General features: G+C 54.8%; 22 protein-coding genes. 6 read left to right on the top strand and 16 right to left on the bottom strand.

Features of this window, described 5'->3' with window-relative positions; genetic code table 11:
- Positions 1 to 91 precede the first annotated feature (91 nt).
- The 4 genes from MHH82_RS10265 (at position 92) to MHH82_RS10250 (ending at position 2831) form a co-directional block, all read left to right on the top strand.
- Positions 92 to 454 (top strand): hypothetical protein, encoded by a 363-nt coding sequence (locus MHH82_RS10265; protein ID WP_036665883.1) that lies wholly within the window; start codon positions 92 to 94, stop codon positions 452 to 454.
- A gap of 11 nt (positions 455 to 465) precedes the next feature.
- Positions 466 to 1731, top strand: coding sequence for a DNA polymerase IV (locus MHH82_RS10260; protein WP_015734345.1), 1266 nt, complete (start codon positions 466 to 468; stop codon positions 1729 to 1731).
- The gene (locus MHH82_RS10255) at positions 1728 to 2060 is read left to right on the top strand and encodes a YolD-like family protein (protein ID WP_015734344.1); all 333 of its coding nucleotides are present in this window, start codon (positions 1728 to 1730) and stop codon (positions 2058 to 2060) included. Before MHH82_RS10260 ends, MHH82_RS10255 begins: the two co-directional genes overlap by 4 nt.
- 141 nt (positions 2061 to 2201) lie before the next feature.
- Entirely contained in the window at positions 2202 to 2831 is a 630-nt protein-coding gene (locus MHH82_RS10250; protein ID WP_340965507.1) for a putative glycolipid-binding domain-containing protein, read from the top strand.
- Between the two features lie 180 nt (positions 2832 to 3011).
- Here MHH82_RS10250 and MHH82_RS10245 read toward each other — a convergent pair whose 3' ends face one another.
- Positions 3012 to 4313, bottom strand: coding sequence for an NCS2 family permease (locus tag MHH82_RS10245; protein WP_009592553.1), 1302 nt, complete (start codon positions 4311 to 4313; stop codon positions 3012 to 3014).
- A gap of 184 nt (positions 4314 to 4497) precedes the next feature.
- Between MHH82_RS10245 and MHH82_RS10240 the strand changes: the two genes are divergently transcribed.
- Positions 4498 to 5205 (top strand): SOS response-associated peptidase, encoded by a 708-nt coding sequence (locus tag MHH82_RS10240; RefSeq protein ID WP_015734341.1) that lies wholly within the window; start codon positions 4498 to 4500, stop codon positions 5203 to 5205.
- A 228-nt stretch (positions 5206 to 5433) separates the two neighbouring features.
- Here MHH82_RS10240 and MHH82_RS10235 read toward each other — a convergent pair whose 3' ends face one another.
- From MHH82_RS10235 to MHH82_RS10220, 4 genes are all read right to left on the bottom strand, one after another.
- The gene (locus tag MHH82_RS10235) at positions 5434 to 5721 is read right to left on the bottom strand and encodes a stage VI sporulation protein F (RefSeq protein ID WP_009592565.1); all 288 of its coding nucleotides are present in this window, start codon (positions 5719 to 5721) and stop codon (positions 5434 to 5436) included.
- Positions 5722 to 5807: 86 nt separating this feature from the next.
- Positions 5808 to 7859, bottom strand: a complete 2052-nt coding sequence (gene recG / locus MHH82_RS10230) for an ATP-dependent DNA helicase RecG (RefSeq protein ID WP_009592585.1) — start codon at positions 7857 to 7859, stop codon at positions 5808 to 5810.
- A gap of 14 nt (positions 7860 to 7873) precedes the next feature.
- Entirely contained in the window at positions 7874 to 8731 is an 858-nt protein-coding gene (locus MHH82_RS10225) for a DegV family protein (protein WP_015734339.1), read from the bottom strand.
- Between the two features lie 155 nt (positions 8732 to 8886).
- Positions 8887 to 10665 carry a DAK2 domain-containing protein gene (locus MHH82_RS10220; RefSeq protein WP_041621960.1) on the bottom strand — a complete coding sequence of 593 codons (1779 nt, stop codon included), beginning with the start codon at positions 10663 to 10665 and terminating at the stop codon, positions 8887 to 8889.
- Positions 10666 to 11031: 366 nt separating this feature from the next.
- On the opposite strand from MHH82_RS10220, the gene rpmB reads away from it, so the two are divergent.
- Positions 11032 to 11220 carry a 50S ribosomal protein L28 gene (gene rpmB / locus MHH82_RS10215; protein ID WP_006209230.1) on the top strand — a complete coding sequence of 63 codons (189 nt, stop codon included), beginning with the start codon at positions 11032 to 11034 and terminating at the stop codon, positions 11218 to 11220.
- A gap of 444 nt (positions 11221 to 11664) precedes the next feature.
- Here the strand turns inward: rpmB and spoVM are convergent, their stop codons facing one another.
- From spoVM to coaBC, 11 genes are all read right to left on the bottom strand, one after another.
- Complete coding sequence (gene spoVM, locus MHH82_RS10210) at positions 11665 to 11745, bottom strand: stage V sporulation protein SpoVM (protein ID WP_034273235.1); 81 nt, start codon at positions 11743 to 11745, stop codon at positions 11665 to 11667.
- 161 nt (positions 11746 to 11906) lie between these two features.
- Positions 11907 to 12566 carry a ribulose-phosphate 3-epimerase gene (gene rpe, locus MHH82_RS10205; RefSeq protein ID WP_015734337.1) on the bottom strand — a complete coding sequence of 220 codons (660 nt, stop codon included), beginning with the start codon at positions 12564 to 12566 and terminating at the stop codon, positions 11907 to 11909.
- Positions 12567 to 12569: 3 nt separating this feature from the next.
- Positions 12570 to 13478 (bottom strand): ribosome small subunit-dependent GTPase A, encoded by a 909-nt coding sequence (rsgA, locus tag MHH82_RS10200; protein WP_340965502.1) that lies wholly within the window; start codon positions 13476 to 13478, stop codon positions 12570 to 12572.
- Positions 13479 to 13528: 50 nt separating this feature from the next.
- Complete coding sequence (pknB, locus tag MHH82_RS10195; RefSeq protein WP_340965500.1) at positions 13529 to 15667, bottom strand: Stk1 family PASTA domain-containing Ser/Thr kinase; 2139 nt, start codon at positions 15665 to 15667, stop codon at positions 13529 to 13531.
- Positions 15664 to 16440, bottom strand: coding sequence for a Stp1/IreP family PP2C-type Ser/Thr phosphatase (locus MHH82_RS10190; RefSeq protein ID WP_009592617.1), 777 nt, complete (start codon positions 16438 to 16440; stop codon positions 15664 to 15666). Before MHH82_RS10190 ends, pknB begins: the two co-directional genes overlap by 4 nt.
- 6 nt (positions 16441 to 16446) lie before the next feature.
- Positions 16447 to 17487 (bottom strand): 23S rRNA (adenine(2503)-C(2))-methyltransferase RlmN, encoded by a 1041-nt coding sequence (rlmN, locus tag MHH82_RS10185; RefSeq protein WP_009592630.1) that lies wholly within the window; start codon positions 17485 to 17487, stop codon positions 16447 to 16449.
- Positions 17488 to 17668: 181 nt separating this feature from the next.
- Positions 17669 to 18997 carry a 16S rRNA (cytosine(967)-C(5))-methyltransferase RsmB gene (gene rsmB, locus MHH82_RS10180; RefSeq protein ID WP_445661993.1) on the bottom strand — a complete coding sequence of 443 codons (1329 nt, stop codon included), beginning with the start codon at positions 18995 to 18997 and terminating at the stop codon, positions 17669 to 17671.
- A gap of 50 nt (positions 18998 to 19047) precedes the next feature.
- Complete coding sequence (fmt, locus tag MHH82_RS10175) at positions 19048 to 19989, bottom strand: methionyl-tRNA formyltransferase (RefSeq protein ID WP_145035392.1); 942 nt, start codon at positions 19987 to 19989, stop codon at positions 19048 to 19050.
- Complete coding sequence (gene def / locus MHH82_RS10170; protein ID WP_015734332.1) at positions 19986 to 20480, bottom strand: peptide deformylase; 495 nt, start codon at positions 20478 to 20480, stop codon at positions 19986 to 19988. The genes fmt and def overlap by 4 nt, the downstream gene beginning before the upstream one ends.
- Positions 20481 to 20523: 43 nt before the next feature.
- A complete protein-coding gene (gene priA / locus MHH82_RS10165; RefSeq protein WP_036665915.1) occupies positions 20524 to 23052 on the bottom strand; it encodes a primosomal protein N' in 2529 nt (842 codons plus the stop codon).
- Positions 23052 to 24308, bottom strand: coding sequence for a bifunctional phosphopantothenoylcysteine decarboxylase/phosphopantothenate--cysteine ligase CoaBC (gene coaBC / locus MHH82_RS10160; RefSeq protein ID WP_036665916.1), 1257 nt, complete (start codon positions 24306 to 24308; stop codon positions 23052 to 23054). Before coaBC ends, priA begins: the two co-directional genes overlap by 1 nt.
- Positions 24309 to 24368: the final 60 nt, after the last annotated feature.

The raw sequence follows: 24368 nt of genomic DNA, 5'->3' as shown, positions 1-24368 counted from the left end.
ATCATGCTCTGTATTTACCAGTTGCATAACGAACGTATGTTCGTTATATAATAGTGAGGAGCATATGAAGAACGATGAGGAGGCATCAGGTATGTCTGCGTCTCCGCTGCAAACCGAGGAAGAGCTGCTGTCCGTCAAGGACTGCGTCATTCTGCCGATTTTGCTGGACGTGCTGGAACGGGATATCCGCAGCATGAAGCATACCGGCATTAGCGACTATTACGTGTTCCATCTGCAGACCATTCAGAAGATGACGTTCGCGAAGCTCGCCGAGCTCAAGAGAAGCTGCCGCACACGCGGCATCGCCATTCTGGAAACCCGGCGCCAGAAGCACTCCGTCACCATCCGCTACCGATGTCGCGGCTACCAGCATGACATGGAGCTGATGTGGGATTTTGTGAGGGCCGATATTCAAATGCGTCTGGCTGAAACATTTCACATTCGTCTCGAATAGGAGGAATCATCATGCATAAACGCAAGCAGCGCGTCGTTTTTCTGGCGGACTGCCAGTCCTTTTATGCCTCTGTTGAAAAAGCGGCGAATCCCGCATACCAACACAGACCCCTGGTCGTCTCCGGCGACCCTGCCCGGCGAAGCGGCATCATTCTCGCGGCATGCCCGCTTGCGAAGGATCACGGGGTCACCACGGCGGAGCCCCTGTGGCAGGCCCAGCAGAAATGCCCCGATCTGGTCGTGATGAAACCGCGCATGAGCGCCTATATCCGGGTATCCCTGCAGATCATGAGCATTCTCGAATCCTATTCCGATCTCGTGGAGCCGTTCAGCATTGATGAGCAATTCATCGATGTGACGGCAAGCTTGGCGCACTTTGGCTGCACGCCGAAGGAGCTCGCCCGGCATATTCAGATGCGGGTGCGGCGCGAGACCGGCGTTTATACCCGAGTCGGCATTGGGCGCAACAAGGTTCTTGCCAAGCTGGCCTGCGACAATTTCGCCAAGAAGAATGAGGACGGCATCTTTGAGCTGAACGAGGCCACCATGGATGCGCTCTGGGCCTGCCCCACCCATAAAATGTTCGGCGTGGGCTCGCGGACCACGAAGCATCTGGCACGGCTCGGTATCCAGACCATCGGGGAGCTGGCCCATACGCCGCTTCCCGATCTCAAATTCAAAATGAAGCGCTACATGAAAAAAAACTGCGACATCTGGAGCGAAGTGCTGTGGCGAACCGCCAATGGTTATGATGATTCCCCAGTGACGCCCGATGCATTCGACGGGCAAAAAGGAATCGGCCGCCAGACCACGCTTCCCGTCGATTATCATGACCAGCAGGACATCGATGTCGTGCTGAACGAGCTCTCCATGCTCATCTGCCAGCGGGCGCGGGCCAAAGGCTACATGGGCAACGTGGTCCACGCCGGCGCCCAGGGCGCCGATTTCGACCGGCCGGTGGGGTTCTCCCGCCAAATGAAGATTGCCGAGCCGACGCATCTGTCCCGCGAAGTGTATGCGGCTGCCAAGGAGCTGTTCCGCAAGCACTGGGACGGCGGCCCTGTCCGCAAAATCTGGGTCTCCCTCGGAGAACTGCAGAGTGACGCCGTTTACCAGCTGTCTCTCTTCGGCGACCGGGAGCGGCTCATGTATTTGGAACATACCATGGACGATATCAACAACCAATATGGTCCCTCCTCCGTTTACTTCGGCTCATCGCTAACCAAAACCAGCCAGCTGAAATTTCTGAATGCCAAGATCGGAGGACACTACAAATGAAAAAACTAACGGGAAACGGTCTATGGGAATCCAGCCGCATGATGCTGTTTGAGCATCGTGACGCCATTTTGGAGAAGCAGGGCGAGAAGCATAAGCAGACCCACCCTCTTCTGGATGAGCAGCAGATGCAGTGGATTATAGAAAAGATCAGCACGGCTTACCGGAGCAAGGAAACCATACAGCTGCAAGTATACGGGGAGTACGGAAATTACGCGGTAAACGGAAGGATCTCCCGAATCAATACCCTGAACGAGCGGTTGCTTGTCGGGGATACATGGATTAATCTGGTAGATATACTGGAGGTTGAAACGGCGGAGACGTGTGATTGACTGCCGCGCGCATCCATATCCGCGCCGTGGCCGCGCCGCCGTCTTGCCCATGCCGGATCCCCTGCCTGCTGCCATCTCGGATCATCGGAGCCAGGGGATACGGCCAATTCGCTACATTATGGATCAAGGATGGGATCACGTTTGAACAACAATATGCACGCTGAACAAGACCTGCAGTCCATCGGACAAAAAAAAGCAAGCTCCGGCCAGTCCGGCCAGCTTCTGCAATCGCTGCTATGGAACCGGCACGATCTTCCTTCGCTGGAGCATGGCCGGCTCTATCGGCATGACGATGGATTTACGCTCACCGGAACGGTCGTAGCCAGCCTGGAAGGCCGGACTCTCCACTGTTCCTACGAGGTCGAAACCACAAGCAGCTGGGAGACCCGGAAGGTCCGGATTACGCTCTCAAGCGACACGGAAGAACAGTCCCTTCACCTGGAACGGGATGATGAGGGCTGCTGGTGGAACGGCGATACCGAGCTCACGGCCTTTGCCGGCATGACCGACATCGATCTCGGGATCACCCCGTCCACCAACACGCTCCCGATCCGCCGCCTGCAGCTGGAGCCCGGGGATAGCGCAACCATGACGGCCGTATGGATTCAATTCCCGAGTCTAACCGTTGCTCCCCTCCCCCAACGATACACGCGGACGGGCGAATGCGGCTACTGTTACGAGAGCAACCACGGAGCGTATCAAGCGGATTTGGAGGTTGACGAACACGGCCTTGTCACAACGTACGCGGACGTATGGAGCCGGACTCGCTGAGCCCCGTCCATCCCCCCGCTGTCAGTGTTCCCCTTGCTGCGGCAGCATCAGCCGGGAAACCGTTATAATGTCGCCTGATCCGCAACAAGGGATCCACCCGCCATACGGTCGTCCGCCATGCCAAAAAATCCCCTGCCGGGTCTGCTCTAAAGACCTTGCAGGGGATTTCCGCGCTCCTTATCAATGCGGAACAAAGACGAGCTGCAGCACGAACAGCACGGCAAAAATATACATCAGCGGGTGAACCGCCTTCCACTTGCCCTTCACGATTTTCATGAGCGGGTATGAAATAAAACCGAGCGCAATCCCAGTTGCGATGCTGGACGTAAGCGGCATGGTCAAAATCACGAGAAACGCAGGGAACGCTTCATCAAAATCATTCCACCGGATGTGCTGAACGTTGCTCAGCATCAGACAGCCCACCACGATAAGCGAAGGTGCCGTGATGGCGGACAATCCGGCCACCGCCCCGATCAGCGGGCTAAAGAAGGCCGCAACCACGAACAGCCCGGCAACGACCACCGAGGTTAAGCCTGTGCGGCCGCCTGCGCCGACACCGGCTGCGGATTCGATATACGCCGTGGTCGGGCTTGTGCCGACCATGGAACCGGCCACGGTTGCCACCGAATCGGAGAACATGGCACGTTCCGCGCGGGGCAGCTTGTTATCCTTCATCAGCCCCGCCTGCTCTGCCACGCCAACGACCGTGCCCGTGGTATCGAACAGCGTGACAAGCAGGAACGAGAACACCACGGCATAGAGCCCGTGCCTGATTACATCCGAGGCGGCGGTAATCGGGTTCCATACCAGAATGCCTTCCGGCAGCGTGGGAACGGACATAATCCCGCCGGTAAAGGACAGCATATCGGCAAAATAAGCGATAATGCCGGTGAAAATCATGCCGATGAACAAGGCGCCCTTCACATCGCGGGACAGCAGCACGAGCGTAACCGCCAAGCCCACCAAGGCGAGCACGACCGATGGTTGGTGCAGATCGCCGAGCGCTACCAGATTATCCGGATGCGCGGTGATAATGCCGCTCATCCGCAGGCCGATAAAAGCAATGAACAGGCCGATCCCGACCGTGATCGCATGCTTCAGGTTCGCCGGGATCATCTCAATCAACCTGCGCCGCAGGGAAGTCATCGATAACAGCAGAAACAGAATACCGGCGATAAAAACGGCGGAAAAAGCTTCAATATAACCAAGTCCGGCATGCCCTTGGACAACGGAATACGTAAAATAAGCATTCAGCCCCATCCCCGGCGCCACGGCAATCGGGTAACGGGCTACGAGCCCCATGAGCAGCGTACCGATGACGGCGGCAATAATCGTAGCCGTGAAGCTTTGTTCAAACGGCACGCCCGCTTGCGACAGTATCAGCGGATTCACCACGGTCACATAAGCCATCGTAAAAAATGTCGTGGTCCCGGCAACAACTTCGGTCTTGACCGAGGTGCCGTTAGCTTTTAAATCAAACACGAAAAATCCTCCATTCATGATGCTCGGCCCGGCTGAGCGCCGGACCCTTTTGGTAAGTTGTGCAATATTTGATATACTCAAACACAAACGAGCCGTCATCCTTATATGGCCATTCCGTCGGGAATGCCAGCATAAGTCGATGTTCTGATCTAAAGCGGCTCGAATGAGAGGAGGCCTTGAAACGATGTGCGGACGTTTTACGCTCACCGTTACTTGGGAAGAGCTGATGACCAGGTATCTCATTGATCCCGAATCGGTCTCTCCCTTTCACGTTCCCAGGTACAACATCGCGCCTACGCAGATGGTCACGGCCATTATCCATGACGGGAGCACCAACCGGATCGGGCAGCTGCAATGGGGGCTTGTCCCTTCCTGGGCCAAAGATTCCTCGGGCGGAGCCAAAATGATCAATGCCCGCAGTGAAACGCTGGAAGACAAGCCTGCCTATAGGATGCCCTTTTATCGGAAAAGATGCCTGATTCCTGCAGACGGTTTTTACGAATGGCAGAAAAGCGGCAATGGCAAGCAGCCCTTTCGCATTGGATTGAAGAACGGCGAAATATTCAGCATGGCCGGCCTGTACGACACCTGGATCACCCCAGGGGGCGAGAAGCTGAGCACCTGTACCGTCATTACGACCGAGCCCAACAGGCTCATGGAGCCGATCCATAACCGGATGCCGGTCATTCTAAGACCCGCTGACGAAGCGCTATGGCTTGAACGGCAGCCGTCCTCCCATACCCATGGGAACCACCCTTCCCACCTGCAATCGCTCAAAGAGCTGTTGAGACCCTATCCTGCGGAAGAAATGCAGGCAGTGCCGGTAAGCACAACCGTAAACTCCGTCAAGAACGACACGGAAGATTGCATCCGCTCCATTACGGGCAGCTAGATATTCCGAAAAAGTTGGGATTTCTCTTCAACTGTCGCGCTTTTTCACAGCATACCGGCTTCGCCGCTGCCGGTTAGACCACAATAGCGAGGGACTCCTCTAAACGGGAATCCGCCTAAGATCGCCTCATCCCTGTTCAAGCCATGTCAAAAGCCCCTGCTCATTAGGAGAAAACACTCCCGAGAGGGGCTTCTTCTATGCTTGTCATTCCTTGATGTCATCCAGTTGTTAACGAAACATTCCCCACAGCTTGATCAAATGGAAGGTGTTGTTCGGATCGATGCGCTGTGCAAGCACGAATTGAACCATTTGCTGCTCCTGTGCGGAGCTCAGCTTTTCATTCAAGATGCCGCTGGCCGTCCGGATCAATTGATGTACTTTTGCGCTATTTTGAAGATCCGCTTTGGTCAAGCCCTGAGTCAGTCCCTTGATTCTTTCCTTGATGGCCGGGTTTTTCATTTTCAGCTTGATACGCTCCACCAGCTGCGGACTAATGCCATACTGCTGATAACCCAATGTTGAAGCACCTCCAGTCATAAATGCTGCTACCCTTTTTGAGTATATGACGAAGGTCTGTCCATTGTGCCAACAGATTCATGCCATTAATCCATGATATCGCCCTGGAAGATCTTCTCCTGCTGCAAAAAGTCGCGCAGCGGCTCATATTCCGGCGACGTCCAGAAGGAGCTGTCGCTAACGAGAGCGGCCGCGTCGCCCCGGGCCTCTTCGACTACCTTGAAATCGGCGACCATGTCGGCCAGCCGGAACTCCGGCAGCCCGCTCTGCTTCGTACCGAAAAAGTCGCCCGGTCCCCGAAGCTCCAGATCCCGCCGGGATACCTCGAAGCCGTCTTCGGTTTCCGTCATGACCTGCATCCGCTCCTGACCCACTTCCGACTTCGGATCAGCCACCAGGACACAATAGGAAGCATGCTGTCCACGGCCTACTCGGCCCCGAAGCTGGTGCAGCTGGGACAGGCCGAAGCGATCGGCGTCCATAATGATCATCAGGGTTGCGTTCGGCACGTCAACGCCAACCTCAACAACCGTCGTGGAGATCAGCAGCTGAACCTCATTGCTGTAGAATTGGCGCATGACCTCATCCTTCTCGGCCGGCGTCATGCGGCCGTGCAGAAGTCCGACGGAATATGCGGGGAACGCCTGCTGCATCTGAACATGCAGGTCAATCGCATTCTGGACGTCCAGCTTGTCCGATTCCTCAATCAACGGGGCGATCAGATATGCCTGGCGTCCCTGATTTACTTCCCGGGAAATAAATCCGAGCACGCGGTCCATCAGTTCATGTTTGACCCAATAGGTCGTAATGGGAATGCGCCCTTTCGGACGCTCCGACAGCGTGGACACGTCCATGTCGCCGAAGGCGGTAATGGCCAGCGTCCGCGGGATCGGCGTCGCCGTCATCGTGAGCACGTCCGGGTTATACCCTTTACGCCTTAGAACGCTTCGCTGATTCACGCCGAAGCGGTGCTGCTCGTCCGTCACGACGAGCCCCAGTTCCCGGAAGTAGACGTCATCCTGGATAAGGGCATGGGTGCCCACAACGATGTCCGTCAGTCCCATCTGCAAGGAAGCCAGCAGGTCCTTCCGCTTCTTCCCCGTTACGCTGCCTGTCAGCAATCCGACCGTAATGCCGAAGGGTTCAAACAGCTTCTGCAGGGAACGCATATGCTGTTCGGCAAGAATCTCCGTCGGCACCATCAATGCGCCTTGGAAGCCCGAGCGGACCGTCGTAAACAACGCGATGGCGGCAACAATCGTTTTACCCGAGCCGACATCCCCTTGCAGCAAACGGTTCATGCAGTAAGGGGATCGCATATCATGCAAAATCTCCAGCTCCACCTTCTTCTGCGCATCGGTAAGCTCAAACGGGAAGCTGCGCACGAACTCCCGGATGGTTGCATTGTCGGCCGTATGTACCACCCCGTCCATCCGTCCCCGGTTCAGTGCCCGGAATGCCTGCATTTTTAACTGGAACAGGAAGAGCTCCTCGTACACCATACGGCGCCGCCCTTCCTGACCTTCCCTGGAGTCGACAGGCTGATGGATCGTCATAATCGCCGCTTTACGGGGCATCAGATCATATTTTCGGAGCAGGGATTGCGGCAAAATCTCGGGAATCATCTCCCCGTATTGCTCCAATGCCTGTCCCATCGTTTTTCGGATCCAGGATTGCGTAATCTTTCCGCCGATGGAATACACCGGCTGCAGCGTTCCGCTGCGGAAGGCTCCTTTATCCGGGAATTCGGATTCAGACACCGTAAGCTGCATTCTGCGCTGGTCCCACTTGCCCGTCAGCACGATCTCCCGCCCAGCCGTAAGCTGGTCCTTCAGAAAATGCCGGTTAAACCAAGTCGCGGTGAACATCCAGTTTTCGGCCAGCATTTTGCAGGTTAATCGGGATTTGCGCCCGTAACGCTGCAGAACCGGCACGCTCGCAATCTTGGCTTGAATGGTGATTTTGTCCCCGTCCTTAACTTCGCTTAAGGACCGAAGCCGGTAATCCTCGTACCGGAAAGGGTAATACTCCAAAAGATCCTTGACCGTAGAGACGCCAAAGGCGTGAAGCTCCCCCTCTTTCAGGGCGCTCACGCCGTTGATCTGTCTGACGGATATTTGATCGAGTTTGAGACTCATATCATCTACCTCACTTAAGCAGGCCATATATATGCTGCAATGGTTCCCGGTCCGACGTGCGTACCGATAACCGGACCGATCTCGGAGAACACGGTTTCCTCGATCGTGAACACAGCGGACAGCTGCTGCAGAAAATCCTCAACCAGAGCAGGGTCAGCTGTATGACCCACAGCCACTTTAATATTTTTCACGCCGGATAGATCCTGTTGAAACAGCTCAATGATTTTGGCTGTCGCTTTCTTCCGACCCCGGACCTTGTCTACCGGAAAGATAATCCCTTCGCCGTCAATGGACAAAATCGGCTTAATGTTAAGCAGCGTACCGAGCACGGCCGACGCCTTGCCGATTCGTCCACCCTTCTGCAAATATTCCAGCGTGTCTACCAAGAAATAGAGGCGGCGCTTGGAACGAAGGTCCTCAAGCGATGAAAGAATATCCGAAACAGCGGCCCCTTCTTGCGCGAGCTTCGCTGCATGAACCACGAATAACCCGAAACCGTAGGAGGCCGATTTGGAATCCCATACGGTAATATCCGCTTCTCCTTCAATAAGAGAGGTTGCTAGCAATGCGGACTGATACGTTCCGCTCAGGCCGGATGAGATGTGAATGGACACAATGGAGCAGCCTGGGTGCTGTTCCAGAATGGACTCATACACAGCCACAAAATCTGCGGGCGAAGGCTGGGAGGTCGTCGGAAGCTGAGGTGATTGCACCAGCTTTTTGTAGAACTCTCCCGGCGTGATTTCCACTCCGTCCAAAAACGTATCTTCCCCGAACATAAGTCTCAGCGGCACAATATGAATGTTGTGTTGCTTCGCCAGGTCTGCCGGAATATCCGCTGTGCTGTCTGTCACAATAACGGTCTTATTCACCGGAACCCCTCCTAAAAATGTACCATGCATAATATCAAAGCGTTATGAAAAAAACTCTATCGACGTACTTTCTCCGAAGACAGGCCGCATGCAGCGTAAGTTTTTCTACCGAGATAGGAAGGAAAGCCTCTTGAGGTACCTGCCTATCTCTTATATCAAGACTCCACGGAGAACAGATAGGAATAGATCGGCTGTCCGCCGTAGTGTACTTCAACCTCCGCGTTAGGGTACTGCTCGCCCAACCACTCCGTGAGTGCGCTGGTCGATTCCTCGGTTGCGTCAGCGCCGGTAAGCAGCGTTACGATTTCATCGCCGGATTCCAGCATTTTACCCAGCAAATCCTGGGATGCCGTAATCAGATCCTCGTTTGCTGCCACGATGTTGGAATTGCGGATACCGATGAACTGGCCAGCCTTGATCTCGAGATCATCAATTGTTGTGTCCCGCACGGCATAAGTGACCTGCCCCGATTGCACGCGAGTGATGGCATCCAGCATGTTGTCGGTATTCACATCCGCATTCTCGTCTTCCTGGAAAGCAAATGCTGCCGCGATTCCCTGCGGGATCGTCTTGCTCGGGATGACCGTTACGCTGCGCTCGCCTTCGAGAAGCTCTCTGGCCTGCTGGGCAGCAAGCACGATGTTGGAGTTGTTTGGCAGAATATAAATCTGCTGGGCCGAGATCGAAGAAATCGCATTGACGAAATCCTCGGTGCTCGGGTTCATCGTCTGTCCTCCGGAGAGAACGACGTCGACGCCCAGGCTCTTGAATATATCGGAAATGCCTTCCCCTGACGAAACCGCAATGAACCCGTACGGCGCGATCTCGTCTGCAGGAGGAACAGCCGGTGCTTCCGGCGTCACGGTCTCTGCCGGAATATCCGCAAACAGCTCGGGCATCGGCGCGATATCCATTCCCGTTGTCAGCAAGTCGCGGTGCTGCTCGCGCATATTCAAAATGTGAATCTGGGTGATCTCTCCATACATGAGGGCCAAATTCAACACTTCGCCCGGCGCCTTGGAATGGACATGCACTTTGATCGTCTCGTCATCGGCAATGACAATGATGGAATCACCGTTCACTGCAAGCGCTTTCCGGAACTTATCTTCATCAAAGTCCGCACTCGTTCCCTCTCCAAGCTGCCTATTAATAAAGAATTCCATGTCGTATAAAAATTCAATGTCCTCCGTGGACAGTCGGGATTGGGCCGAAGCCGGAGCTTGAACCGCCGAGAAATCAGGAACCGCATGATAGGCTGGTGCCGCGCTGCTCTGTTCTGCTTGTCCTTCCGCAGAAGCGAAGGATCCGGACGCGCCGTCTTTCTTCAACGCTTGCAAGAAACCTTCGTAGATGTACACCAGGCCTTGCCCGCCCGAGTCCACAACGCCAACCTGCTTCAGCACGGGAAGCATATCCGGCGTCTGGGACAGCGTTTCTTTGGCTTTGGCCAGCACCTGCTCCATCAGCTCCACGATATCGTTGCTGCGGCGCGAGAAATAAACGGCATGTTTGGCCGCTTCTTTAGCTACGGTCAGGATGGTGCCTTCCACAGGCTTTACGACAGCTTTATACGCAGCTTCCACGCCTGTCTGCAGCGCTGCGGCGAATTGATGAGAATTAAGTTCTGTATAAGGTGCCGCATACCGGCTGAAACCACGGAACAACTGGGACAGGATCACCCCCGAGTTCCCTCTGGCTCCCATCAGAAGCCCCTTGGACAGCACACCGGCACTTTGCCCGACGGACTCCGAGTACTTACTCTTCAGTTCTGCTACGCCTGCCGTCATCGTCAAATTCATGTTGGTCCCCGTGTCGCCGTCCGGCACCGGGAACACATTCAGGGAATTGACGTGTTCTGCATGCTGCTGCAGCTGCTCCGCTCCGGCAAGGACCATAGCGGTAAATTCTGTTCCATTCAAAGAACGCTTACTCAATGAGAATTCCCCTTCCTGGCTTGATACCCATAACACTTCTTGTCGTAAACTTCATATCTATTTCATAGCTTATAGCTGACGAAATGCCCAACCAGTAAATAATAGACTTGCATGATTAAATGGATCATACCATCTTGATGGGCTGCCCTCTCGTCCTCTACGTCATTCGGCAGCTCCAAACCTCCTCGAAACATGCCGACCAGCCCACAATATACAGATCTTCCGAAATATTATGGACTAATCAACATTGTACTATAATGAGAAAGAGAAATAAATGTTTTTAGGACAGTTGACGGAGCAATTTTTACTGTGATATTATATTTAAGTATTGTTTCATGCAGGGTTAGGAACAAGGAGGTGTAATGAATGGCTCGCAAATGTTATGTAACAGGCAAGAAACCAAGCAGTGGTAACCATGTTTCTCACGCTAACAACCACAACAAGCGTTCTTGGGGTGTCAACGTTCAAAAGGTTCGCATTTTGGTGGATGGCAAGCCAAAACGTGTATACGTCAGCACTCGCGCTTTGAAATCCGGTAAAGTGACTCGCGTATAATCATCTCGTTATATGAAGAAAAACTTCTAAATCTCCAGGCACCATTTGTGGGCGATCCGGGACAAGGAAGTTTTTCTTGCGTTTAGATACATATTCTTCACCTAAACAAAAAGCACCCTGAGCAGATAACAGGTGCTTTTTTTATTTAGATATAAGAAAATTGAAAGAGCCGAACTCCCGCTTTCTTATATCGCAAGAAAAACTTCCGGTCGAACGCGGTCTGTCTTCGATAAGTACGTCGCTAGACACTCTTCTTATGATACAAGAAAGCGGCAGAGGCCATGCGCGCATTGGCTTTCTTATACCGCAAGAAAAACCTCCGCATACAAGATGCGGTATGTCCTCCATGCGCTCTATCGGAGTGCTCTTCTCTTGCCTCATCCCCCGTAAACCGGCTGGCGGCGTCGGTCCCAGGCGGAGGTTTTGTTACGCCGGGACAAGCTGTCAGCTCTTGTGAAACGTATTTAAGATGGCCTTCACAAAACCTCCCAAAAACTTCGGCAGCTTGAACGTATAGAATTTCATGTCTCACCCTCCCCATCATTCTCATGCCTTCCTAGATTATGTTATGCACCAAGCCCTTAGATGTGAACACAGACAAAAAAGGCTACATGAGAACCCAGCTCATGTAACCATATTTATGCGGGAATCCCCCGCCCTATGCATCCCGAGCTCACGTTCTGCGGTCAAGATGTTACGCTGTCTCGGATTTGGGCAATGGCCGCCGCCCGATCCGGCTTGCCGAAGACCGCGCTGCCCGCAACCAGGACATCCGCTCCCGCTTCCACCACGAGCGGCGCCGTCTCCGCCGTAATGCCGCCATCCACTTCGATATGGATATTCGGATTGTCGGAGTTTGAAATCCATTCACGCAGCTGCGCAATCTTGTTTACGGTCCGCTCGATAAAAGCCTGTCCTCCGAAGCCGGGATTCACGGTCATAACCAGCACCAAATCCACATCAGGAAGCACTTCCTGAAGGACATGGGCCGGCGTGGCCGGATTAATCGCCACGCCAGCTTTCACGCCATGCTCTTTAATGAGATGGATGACGCGGTGAAGATGCGGGCAGGTCTCGGCATGAACCGTGATCAAGTCTGCTCCTGCCTTGACGAAGTCGGCAATATACAACTCCGGCTGTTCGATCATCAGATGCACGTCGAGCGTCAGGCCCGTATGCGGTCTGATCGCTTGGACGATCGGCGGCCCCAGAGTAATATTCGGCACGAAATGCCCGTCCATGACGTCCACATGAATCCAGTCGGCCCCGCTCGCTTCGGCTTCCTTAATTTCCTGCCCCAGCTTTGCAAAGTCCGCCGACAATATGGATGGCGCAATTTTTATCATGATTCAGTACCTCCGCTTCTTGTCTTTCATCTCGGTATAAAACTCCACGTAATGCTCATAACGGCTTGCCAGGATGATTCCATCCTCTTTGGCTTGAATCACCCGGCAGCCAGGCTCCTGCATGTGACTGCAGCCTCTGAATTTGCATTCAGCCGCATAAGGAGCAAACTCCTTGAAGCAGGTCGACAGCTCCTCGACACCAAGCTCCAGAAAATCCAGCTGGCTAAAGCCGGGCGTATCGGCAACATAGCCTCCGTTATCAAGCTCAATCAGCTCCACGTGGCGCGTCGTATGCCGGCCGCGGCCAAGGCGCAGGCTGATTTCGCTGGTCTCCAGCGAGAGGCCCGGCATCAACGCATTGAGCAGGGACGACTTGCCGACGCCGGATTGACCGGAGAATACGCTGATTCGAGCGGCCAGGCGGTCCTTCACCTCTTCGGTACCGATGCCTTGCAAGGAGCTGGTTATAAGCACTTCATACCCGATTTCTTCGTACTGGCGCTTGACCTGCTCCAATACATCGTCCGAGTCGTCTGCAAGGTCCTGCTTCGTCAGGCAGATCAACGCCTCAAGTCCCGAATGCTCGATATGTACCAGGAACTTGTCCAGCAGATGCAGGCTCAAGTCCGGTTCCTTGACCGAAAACAACAGAACCGCCAAGTCGACGTTCGCGACCGGCGGGCGAATTAATTGGGAAGACCGTGGAAGTATTTCATCCACGGTCCCCTCCCCATTCTCAGTCAATGAATACTTCACGCGATCTCCAACGAGCGGAGAGATGCCTTTCTTTTTGAAAATGCCGCGGGCTCTGCATTGAACCGCTGGGTCCTCCCCGGATATAATGTTGCCATCCTGCAGTGATTTGACATAGTAATATCCGCTTAGTGCCTTCACGATCAGTCCCTCTAGCATATAATAGGCCTCACCTTTCTTGTTGAAATTAGTGTTCTCATGACTTGTTTCTAATCGTTGTCTTTGCCTTTGCCCTTACCCTTGCCGTTTCCTTCGCTGCCGTTATCCCAGTGATAAGCAGCATCATCTTCCTCATTCGAACCGTCCTCGCCATTTCCCTCATCCGGGTTGGTGTCCACCGGTACATCAGGTTGCTCAGGCGGCTGCTCAAAGGTCGGCTGCGGCACGGTACCGTTCTTGACGTCGGTGTAGCTTACGCTGTACGTATCCACCTGGCGGCCGTCACGGAATATCATGACCGTCGCGTGTTTGTCGGGAGCAAGCAGCAGCTTAACGGGTACCATTTCGGAAGTCGTAATGGTCTTGTTTACGGCTTCCTGGTTGTCTCCCAGCGCGTCGCTGAAGACCACCCGGATTTTGCTTTCTTGTCCTTCGGCGCTCGGCGACACCGGTACGCTGTAATTATACTCGAGCGCGTCCGAAGGATAGCCGGAGCTGACGAACAGCGTGATATCGGAGCCTGGTGCAACTTGTTGATTGGCCTCATGCGGCCATTGCTCTATTACGATGCCCTTTTTCACTTCAAAACTAGATCTCTCTTTGATTGCTGCAATCTTAAAGCCATTTGACTCCAAAATATTGACGGCATTCTCCTGCTCTAAGCCAACCACGCCCGGCATAGGGACCAAATTCTTGCCCTCGCTCACCGTTACGCTGATTACTTCAGTTTCTGGATCGATTTTTGTACTGGCTTCCGGGCTTTGTTTAAAGATCTTGCCCTGAGGTACTTCATCATTTTTTTCAGACGATCGCTTGATGGAGGTTTCCTTGACTCCAATCTCTTTTAATGCAGCAACTGCCTCATCAAACGTCATCCCATTAAGATCCGGCATTTCCGGAAGCGGCTTCGCATCCCCGACCGATAACTGAACCGGTGAGCCCTTCTTCAGCATGGTCTCTGGTTCCTTGTCCTGTGCAAACACGACGCCTTCATCCACATTCGGTTTATATTCGCGAATGACTTCCTCATTCACCGTCAAACCTTGGGCCTCTAGCTCGCGGATCGCTTCCTCCTCCGTCATGCCTACCACTGGCGGCACCTTAACCTCCGGCACCTCCAGCATATTGTTCACATACATGACGACGCCTAACATAAGGCCGAGGAACAGGAGCACCGAGCCGATAATGATGGTCGGCTTGACCCACTTTTTCTTCGGCTTGCCGGTTGGCTTTTCCTCAAACTCATCGTCATCCAAGTCGTCATCTTGGTCATGATGATGCTGGCTGCTGCGCTGCATCGTTTTGAGCGCCGGCATGACCAGGGTAGAATCGGCATCGTCCTCGAACTCCATCTTCGGCTCATTGAGGCGCATCGGCATCAAGCACGTTTCGAGGTCGTCCATCATTTCTTCCGCGGACTGGTAACGCTCCTCCGGATTTTTGCGCATGGACTTCAGGATGATGTTCTCCACGCTTTGAGGAATGAGCGGGTTCACTTCCCTAGGCTCGTCAAATTCCTCCTGCAGATGCTTCAGTGCAACACTGATCGGGCTCTCGCCCAGAAAAGGAAGACGGGCCGTGAGCATTTGATATAACACGATACCAAGTGAGTATAAATCCGATTTCTCGCCCGTCACGACGCCCTTGGCGTGCTCCGGCGAGAAATAATGCACAGAACCCACGACGGAGCCTGTCTGCGTAATGGTTGTCGACGTGACCGCCCTGGCAATGCCAAAGTCGGTTACTTTGACCCTCCCGTTACGGCCAATCAGAATGTTATGCGGTTTAATATCGCGGTGAATAATCTGGTTATGATGGGCATGCCCCAATGCATCGCAGATCTGGGTCGCAATCCGGACGGCTTCTTCGACCTGCAGCGGCGCCCGTTCTTTAATGATTTCATTCAAATTCTGACCTTCGATATATTCCATGACGATGTAATGCACATCTTCCTCTTGGCCCACATCGTAGATGCTGACCACGTTGGAATGCGACAATGAAGCCGCCGATTGTGCCTCACGCCGGAAACGGCGAATAAATTCCTCGTCGTGCACAAACTGCTGGCGCAGCACTTTGATCGCTACGTTCCGGTTCAGCAAAATATCCTGAGCCTTGTAGACCAGCGCCATGCCGCCGCCGCCGATGCGTTCAATAATCTTATAACGACCAGCCAATTCATGTCCGATCATGAATCCCACCCCTTTATACGTTGCCCGACAACCTCTTCTTGATGTTCAAACATTGCGACTGTGATGTTGTCCTCACCGCCAGCGAGAAGTGCCAGTTGAAGCAGGCGATCCGCTCTTTCTTCCAGAGGAAGGTCAAGTGAACCGGAAATTTGTCCGATCAGCTCGCGGCTGACCCGGTTGCTGAGTCCGTCACTGCATAGCAGCAGCACCTCGCCTTCCCCGAGCGTAACCGGCGTAAGCTCAACCGTCACGTCCACATCCGTTCCAAGTGCCCGGCTTAATACGTTTTTCCGGGGATGGGTTTCCAGTTGATCTTCCGTAATCTGACCGCTCTTAAAAAGCTCATTAACCAATGTGTGATCATCCGTGAGCCGAATGACTTGTCCGGGAACGACTTTGTAAGCCCGGCTGTCCCCGATATGACCGATATAACCTTCGGAGCCTCGCAGCAGCACCGCTACGATCGTCGTGCCCATATTGTGAAGCCGCTCATCTGCCGAGGCTTCCTGATAGATAACTGCATTGGCGTGCAATATGGCATCGCCAAGCGCAGCCCGAACGCCGTCCATGGACATGTCCTGCTCCAAAGAGGACAAATCCGCGGCCACGGTATCTACCGCAAGCCTGCTGGCGGTGTCGCCCGCAAGGTGGCCGCCCATGCCGTCGGCAACCACACCCAAGGTATAGCCATGCTCCAATGTGCTAACAAATACCGAATCCTCATTAACAGGACGAACGCGCCCCACATGGCTTACATGAACCGTCTTGATCAAATCTTCTCACCTCAACTCCATATGCTTGGCCCGCAGCTGGCCGCAAGCGGCAGCGATATCATGGCCTTGTTCACGACGGATGGTCACATTGACCCCCTTGTCTGCTAACGCACGTTGAAATTTGAAAATATCGTTACGCGATGTGCGAACATATTTCCGTTCCGGCACATGGTTAACCGGAATCAGATTGACGAAGCAGTTCATATCCTTGATGACGTCCGCAAGCTCTTCGGCGTGCTCCACCTGATCATTCACTCCGCCGATCAAGGCGTATTCAAACGTAATGCGGCGTCCGGTTTTAGCCTGGTAATAACGAAGCGATTCAATCACGTCGTCAAACGGGAACCGGCGGTTCACGGGCATCAGCTTGGAGCGCAGCTTATCGTTCGGCGCATGAATGGAGATGGCCAGATTAATCTGGGTATCCTCTTCGGTGAATTTATAGATGTTAGGCACAATGCCGCTCGTGGATACGGTAATGTGGCGTTGGCCGATATTCAATCCTTTTTCATGGATCATCGTGCGCAGGAATTTCATGGTCGCCTCATAGTTCTCAAACGGTTCGCCTGAACCCATGATCACGATGCTGCTGACGCGTTCTCCCGTTTTATCGAGAATCTTCTGTGCCTGAACCACCTGGGCAACGATTTCGCCGGAGGTCAGGTTTCGCTTCAAGCCTCCCAGCGTGGATGCGCAGAACGTACATCCGATACGGCAGCCGACCTGCGTCGTAACGCAGATGCTGTTGCCGTAGTTATGCCGCATGATGACGGTCTCGATGGCATGGTCATCATGAAGGCCGAACAGAAACTTGACCGTTCCGTCCTTGGATTCCAGCTTGGTGATCTCCGTCAGGGTCACGAAGCTGAATTCCTGCTCCAGCTTGGCCCGAAGCTCTTTGGACAGATTCGTCATTTCCGCGAAGTCGTTCACCCGCTTCACGTACAGCCAGTCATAAATCTGGGTTCCCCGAAACGCGGGCTCCCCGTTCTCTTGAGCCCAGGCTTGAAGCTCTTCCAGTGAATAATCATATATAAAAGGTTTCATTCTCACCACACCTGTCTAGTTTAAAGGATGTCCGGCCAGCATTCTTCCGAACGCTCCCTATTTCATTCATATGCATCTCTTTTTTCATTCTTCCTATTCTAACATAAATAAAAGAGACGGTAAAAGAGGAAAACCCGCCGGCATAGGCGGGATACGACTATAGTCATGGCGGCAAGCGCCCTTAAGAGGAACGTCTGCCGAGTCTGGCAATGTAAAAGCCGTCGCTGTGATAGTGCTGGGGCAGGATTTGAATGCCGCCGCCTCGCGCAAGCGAATTCTCGCCCAGCCGGCTTAAGGCTCCAAGGCCGTCTTCAGCAATGGCAAATTCGGAATGGCCTTCCAGAAAAGCAGATACCACGCCTTCATTCTCCATCGGTTCAATCGTGCACGTGCTGTATACCAAGATCCCTCCGGGACGCAGCAAGGTCGAGACCGACTCCAGCAGCCTGAGCTGCAGCGCCGTAATCTCATGGATGTCCTCCTGGGACTTGCCCCACTTCAGATCCGGCTTGCGCCGGATCACGCCAAGGCCGGAGCAGGGAGCATCCAGCAAAATTCGGTCGAAAGACGCAGGCTCGAAGCGGTCTGCCAAATCCAGCGCGTCCCCCGTCACGATCGAAATGCTGTCCAGTCCCAAACGGCTGGCCTGATCCGAGATCAGCTTCCCTTTATGGGCATGAATATCGTTGGCGACGATGCTGCCCTCGTCCTTCATCAGCTCGCCCATATGGGCGCTCTTTCCGCCCGGGGCCGCGCAGCAATCGAGGATGCGCATGCCCGGCTCAGGCTGAACGGCCTCGGCCACGAGCATCGAGCTTTCGTCCTGGATCGAGATCATCCCGTCACGATACCAATCGGTCAAGGCCATATTGCCCACGCCCTTAACGACAATCCCGTAAGGACTAACCGACGATGGGGAAGCATCCAGGCCATGGCTGCCCATTAATTCCAGCATGTCATCGCGGCTGATCATCGTGGTGTTCACCCTCACGCTTACAGCAGGCGGTTCATTGTTTGCGGCACAGATCGCCTCTGTTGCCTCCGTACCGTACTGGGAAATCCAGCGCTCCACCAGCCACTGCGGATGGGAATGCAGAAGGGAAATGCGCTGGGCGTCCGTCATATCCTCCGGAATGGCCAGGGTTTCCTTCTGACGCAGAATATTCCGAAGCACCCCGTTCACCATGCCGGAGATCCCTTGATGCCCGCGGCGCTTCGCCAGATTAACGGCTTCGCTGACAACCGCATGGTCCGGGATCCGATCCAGGTACACGATCTGATAAAGGCTGATGCGAAGCAGCGCCCTTACCCAAGGCTGAAGCTTCCGCACCCCTTTGTTGACAAACTTGTCCAAAAAATAATCAAGCGTGTTCAGCCGCGAGATCGTGCCGTAGATCAGCTCCGTGGCTAGTCCCGCGTCGCTCTTGGCAAGCGAGGACTTCTGCAGAGCGGAGTTGAGCAGGAGATTGCTGTACGCCCCCTCCTGCTCAACCTGAGTCAATACATTCATCGCCAGCTCCCGGGGAGAGTCCAGGCGTCCCTTCGGGCTGCGGTTTCCGCTCACGACAGCACCGTCCCGGCCGTCAGGCTCGTCCCGCGGACGAATTGCGCCGCATCCATTGCCTTCTTGCCGCTAGGCTGAACCGTAAGCAGCGTCAGCGTACCGTCGCCTGTTTTCACGACGATCCCTGTCTCATGCAGCTCAAGCACGGTCCCGGGCTGCGAATCGCCAGATGGTTTCTGGGCGCTGTCCGGCTTAGCCGCTGCCCATACTTTAAACACTTCGCCGTTCCACAGCGTGAACCCGCCGGAATAAGGAACCAGACCGCGAATCTGATCGTAGATTTCGCGGGAAGTGCGGCTCCAGTCGATCTTCTCGTCATCCCGGGTCAGATTCGGAGCATACGTTGCCTTCGAATCATCCTGAGGCTCGGCCTCCACTCTGCCCTTCACGAGCCGGGGCAGCTCCCGCCGAAGCAGCTCCGCGCCGGCTTGGCTCAGCTTCTCGAACATGGTTCCAGCTGTATCATCGTCTTCAATAGGGACCTCGGTGCGGGCGATCATGTCCCCGGTGTCGAGTCCCTCCGCCATATACATCAGCGTGATGCCTGTGACGGACTCTCCATTGATGATGCTCCGCTGAATCGGCGCTCCTCCCCGATAAGCGGGGAGCAGCGAGCCGTGGACGTTCAGGCAGCCAAGCGCCGGCATATCCAGCACCGATTTCGGCAGGATTTGGCCGTACGCGGCCGTGACGATCAGCTCGGGTTTATATTCGGCCAGTTCGGCCACGGCTTCCGGATTCCGCAGTCGCTGCGGCTGCAGGACAGGGATGCCGTGACGAAGGGCGGCTTCCTTGACCGGCGTCGGGGTCAGCACTTTTTTGCGCCCCTGCGGACGGTCCGGCTGCGTAACGACGGCGGCTATCGTGTATCCTTCGGCAATCAGCATTTCCAGACTGGGTACTGCAAAGGCGGGGGTGCCCATAAATACGATATTCATCGGTTCTCCAACTCATTTCTCGGCTGTTCCGGAACATACTCATACACCCGGTCGGCGATTTCCGTAAACAGCACCCCATTCAAATGATCGATTTCATGCTGAAATGCTCGCGCAAGCAGCCCTGTACCCGTAATGACAAGCTCATTGCCTTCGCGATCAAGCCCCTTAACCGTTACTTTCTCCGCACGTCGAACATCCCCGTTCCATCCTGGAATACTCAGGCAGCCTTCCGGCCCGAATTGCTCGCCCTCGCTCTCCACGATCTCCGGATTGATCATCTTGATCAAGCCGTGCTCATCGCCCGCATCGATAACGATCAGGCGCTTCAGTATGCCGACCTGCGGCGCGGCCAGCCCGACGCCTTCCGCATCGTACATGGTATCGGCCATATCATCCAGGAGCTTTTGAACGTTCGGCGTAATTTTGGTAACTTCCTTTGCCTTTTTATGAAGAACCTCATCCGGTTCTTTAACGATAATACGAATCGCCATGTCTACGACACCATCCTTGTGCTTTTCATCATTATATGCGCTATTACATTAACATTTGCGGATCAACGTCAATACTGATTTGGAGCTTGCCGTCCCGCGCCGAATCCTGAAGCTTCTCGGCAACCGAACGCACCAGCGAGACAGCATCCATCGTTCCCCGCCATTTTATCATACATTGAAATCTGTATCTATTTTTTAACCGCGGAATGGGGGAAGCCACCGGACCCAGGATATCGAGCGCGCTTGCGTCGAACCGGTCCAGGCTTCCGAACCATCCCCGGCGGTCGGATTCGCTTTTGATGGCGGCGGCAAAATTCTCTGCCAGTCGTACGAGCAGCGGCAGCTGTTCATGCGACAGCGTCACCAGAATCAGCCTGCAGTACGGCGGATAATGGAGCGCTTTGCGGTGCTTCAGCTCATCCTTGACGAAGGATAAATAATCATGGCTGCTTGCATGAATAATCGAATAATGCTCGGGCGTGTAGGATTGGATGACCACTTCACCCGGCAGCTGATGGCGTCCCGCTCTTCCGGCCACCTGGGTCAGCAGCTGAAACGTCTTCTCGGCCGCCCGGAAGTCGGGCAGGTTCAGCGCCGAATCGGCCGTAATGACGCCGACCAGGGTGACATCCGGGAAATCCAGGCCTTTGGCGACCATTTGGGTTCCAAGCAGCACGTCGCCCTTTTTATCCCGAAACTGCTTCAGCAGCTTCTCGTGGGAGCCCTTCTCGGTCGTCGTGTCCACGTCCATCCGAATGACGCGAATCCCGGGGAACAGTTTGGCCAATTCTTCCTCGACACGCTGCGTGCCCGTACCGAAATAGCGTATATGCTCGCTCCCGCAATCCGGGCATACCTCCGGGGCCTGTGCGGCGTAACCGCAATAATGGCAGCGCAGATTGTTCGATTTCTGATGGTAGGTCAGCGAAATATCGCATTCCGGACAGCCAGCCACATATCCGCAGCTCCGGCACATCACGAAAGTGGAATACCCCCGCCGATTCAGCAGCAGCACCGTTTGTTCTCCGCGTTCCAGCCGCGCCGAAATCGCGGCATGCAGGGAGCGGCTGAACATGGAGCGATTCCCTTCCCGGAGCTCCTCCCGCATATCCACGACCTGAACAGCCGGCAGCTGGTTGCCCAGCGCACGGCTCGGCATCTCCAGCAGATGCGGAGCAAAATCATCCTGAGCCTGCGATCTCGCCGCATGGTAGCTTTCAAGCGAAGGCGTTGCCGAGCCCAGAATGACGGCTGCGCCTGTCAGCGAGGCACGGTGAATCGCCACGTCCCTGGCATGGTACTTCGGCGTTTCTTCCTGCTTATATGAACTTTCATGCTCTTCATCCATAATAATAAGGCCAAGTCGGTCAAACGGCGCAAACACCGCCGATCGTGCTCCCACGACAACCGAAGCCCGGCCTTCCCTAATTTTGCGCCATTCATCGTAGCGCTCACCATCCGAAAGCCGGCTGTGCATGACGGCCACGCGGTCGCCGAAGCGGGCTTTGAACCGCTCCACCATTTGGGGTGTGAGCGATATTTCGGGCACCAGGACAATCGCCTGACGCTCCTGATCCATGCAGCGCTGAATGGTCTGCAGGTAGATCTCGGTCTTGCCGCTGCCCGTTACCCCGTGCAGGAGAAACGCGCCATGCTTGCGTTCATCCAGCTTACGCACGATGCTCCGGTACACCGCCTGCTGCTCCGGCGTGAGCGCCAGCGGGGCGCTGGGCGTAAAGTGCCGTCCCCGGTACGGGTCGCGGAACACTTCGACATCCTCAAGGGTAATCAGTCCCTTGTCGGCCAGCGCCTTCACGGTGCCTGCGGTGACGCCGAGCGTCTGCAGCAGATCCTTCTGCGATATCGGCAGGAAGTCCTCCATCTCTACGATATATTGGAGCACTTCCTTCTGCCGCTGAGCCTTAGCCGGAAACGAAGCCAGCGCCACATGCGCTTCCTCGCTCGAAACGGCAAGCTCTACCGCTTTCATCGTTTTTTTCTGCAGTTTGTCCTTGATTTGCTGGAATTCGCTTAACCGCCCCCGGCCGATCAGCGCTTTTACGGTGGCTGCCGCATCCGGAAACGCTCGCGTTAACTGCTGGAGCGACACCTCGCCTCGCTGACTGACAAACCGGATGATCTCCTGCTCCAATTCGCTTTCCGGGAGGAGCGCGAATAATCCGCCGCTTTCATCCGACAAGCCTGCATCCGGCTCGCCAAGGGAAATATACCGCTCGGCTTTTCCCTTCAGCGCCGTTGGCAGCATCGATTGAAGAGCGGATATATAACGGCATGCATACCGCTCTTTCATCCATTCTCCAAGCTCAATCAGCTCAGGCGAGAGCGGAGGCATCACATCGAGGACTTCCTGAATCGGCTTCATTTTGGCCGTATCCATCTCGGGCCGGGGATGCAGCGAAACCACGAATCCCTGAAGCGTACGGTGACCGAACGGCACGCCGACCCGGCTGCCTACCTCGACCCATGGCCGGAGCTCCTCCGGAATCAGATAATCAAATGGACGGTCCGTATCCTTGGACGGCACGTCCACAATCACACGGGCCATTTCCATCAGGATAACCTCCCGGTCAACCGTTCGGCCGCCAGCGTTAACAGCCTCATGGCCACTTCCTCCTTGGACATCACGGGCAGCTGCAGGACGAGCCCTTCTGCATCGAATATATGAACGCTGTTCGTGTCCGTGCCAAAGCCGGCGCCTTCCTGCGTAACATCATTGGCAACGATCAGGTCGCAATTTTTGCGTTTCAGCTTTTCCCTGGCGAACTGCTCCACCGTATCCGTCTCGGCGGCAAATCCGATCAAGAACTGGGAGGTCTTTTGGCGTCCCAGGCTTTCCAGGATATCCGTGGTCTTGACAAGATCCAGCGTCATCGTTTCCCCGCGCTTCTTGATCTTTGACGTCGCCGCCTCCGCAGGACGATAATCGGCGACCGCTGCCGCCTTAACCACGATATCGCTCGTATCGAACACGCGCTGCACCGCTTCGTACATATCCTGGGCCGACTCCACTCTCTCGGCAGGAATCCCCTCTGGCGGGGCTTCATCGGTATGAGCCGTAATGAGGTGGACGTCCGCTCCCAGCTGCTTGGCGGCTTTAGCAATCGCAAACCCCATTTTTCCGGAGGAATCATTCGTGATATAACGGACCGGATCAATGCGCTCGATCGTACCGCCGGCCGTGACAACCACTTTTTTGCCGTGCAATATGCCTGACGATCCGCTTTCCACGTCCTGATTCCACGACGCCGCGGACTCGGCTGCGCGCCCTTGGAAAAACCGTTCAACCACATCCACGATCGTATCGGGCTCCTCCATCCGTCCCTTTCCGACGTATCCGCATGCCAGAAGTCCCTCTCCGGGTTCAATCATGGACACCCCGCGGGAAACCAGCGTCTCCATGTTGGCCATGACGGCCGGATGCGTGTACATATGCACGTTCATCGCCGGCGAGATCATGACAGGAGCCGTGGTCGCAAGCAGCGTCGTGGTCAGCATGTCATCCGCCAGGCCATGTGCCATCTTGCCGATGATATTGGCCGTCGCCGGAGCAATCAGCACCAGATCGGCTAGGTCGGCCAAGTGGATATGCGAGACGACCGAGGGGTCCCTTTCGTCAAAAGTATCGCTATAAACCGGGTTTTTGGTCAGCGTCTGCAGCGTTAATTCCGGAATGAACTGCTTGGCGGATTCCGTCATGATAACATGCACATCCGCTCCCCTCTGGACAAGCCTGCTGCATAAAGTCGCTGCTTTATACGCGGCAATGCCACCTGTAACGCCAAGTACGACGACTTTTCCGTTCAACATGACAATCCCCCGCTTTCCATTTGTATGAAGGCTGTACTTTCATATCTTCTCAAAAAAATA

Source organism: Bacillus sp. FSL K6-6540 (assembly GCF_038007545.1).
Note: the sequence above shows the minus strand (reverse complement) of the source record. Positions and strands in the feature narration are given on the sequence as shown.

Bases quoted from the DNA above. Each gene is read 5' to 3' on its own strand.
- MHH82_RS10255 (WP_015734344.1), top strand. From the start codon at position 1,728: ATGAAAAAACTAACGGGAAACGGTCTATGGGAATCCAGCCGCATGATG.
- rsgA (WP_340965502.1), bottom strand. From the start codon at position 13,478: ATGCTAGAGGGACTGATCGTGAAGGCACTAAGCGGATATTACTATGTC.
- rpe (WP_015734337.1), bottom strand. From the start codon at position 12,566: ATGATAAAAATTGCGCCATCCATATTGTCGGCGGACTTTGCAAAGCTG.
- def (WP_015734332.1), bottom strand. From the start codon at position 20,480: ATGGCGATTCGTATTATCGTTAAAGAACCGGATGAGGTTCTTCATAAA.
- coaBC (WP_036665916.1), bottom strand. From the start codon at position 24,308: ATGTTGAACGGAAAAGTCGTCGTACTTGGCGTTACAGGTGGCATTGCC.
- MHH82_RS10240 (WP_015734341.1), top strand. From the start codon at position 4,498: ATGTGCGGACGTTTTACGCTCACCGTTACTTGGGAAGAGCTGATGACC.
- priA (WP_036665915.1), bottom strand. From the start codon at position 23,052: ATGGAAATGGCCCGTGTGATTGTGGACGTGCCGTCCAAGGATACGGAC.
- MHH82_RS10265 (WP_036665883.1), top strand. From the start codon at position 92: ATGTCTGCGTCTCCGCTGCAAACCGAGGAAGAGCTGCTGTCCGTCAAG.
- rpmB (WP_006209230.1), top strand. From the start codon at position 11,032: ATGGCTCGCAAATGTTATGTAACAGGCAAGAAACCAAGCAGTGGTAAC.
- rsmB (WP_445661993.1), bottom strand. From the start codon at position 18,997: ATGAATGTATTGACTCAGGTTGAGCAGGAGGGGGCGTACAGCAATCTC.
- MHH82_RS10260 (WP_015734345.1), top strand. From the start codon at position 466: ATGCATAAACGCAAGCAGCGCGTCGTTTTTCTGGCGGACTGCCAGTCC.
- fmt (WP_145035392.1), bottom strand. From the start codon at position 19,989: ATGAATATCGTATTTATGGGCACCCCCGCCTTTGCAGTACCCAGTCTG.
- recG (WP_009592585.1), bottom strand. From the start codon at position 7,859: ATGAGTCTCAAACTCGATCAAATATCCGTCAGACAGATCAACGGCGTG.
- spoVM (WP_034273235.1), bottom strand. From the start codon at position 11,745: ATGAAATTCTATACGTTCAAGCTGCCGAAGTTTTTGGGAGGTTTTGTG.
- rlmN (WP_009592630.1), bottom strand. From the start codon at position 17,487: ATGAAACCTTTTATATATGATTATTCACTGGAAGAGCTTCAAGCCTGG.
- pknB (WP_340965500.1), bottom strand. From the start codon at position 15,667: ATGATCGGACATGAATTGGCTGGTCGTTATAAGATTATTGAACGCATC.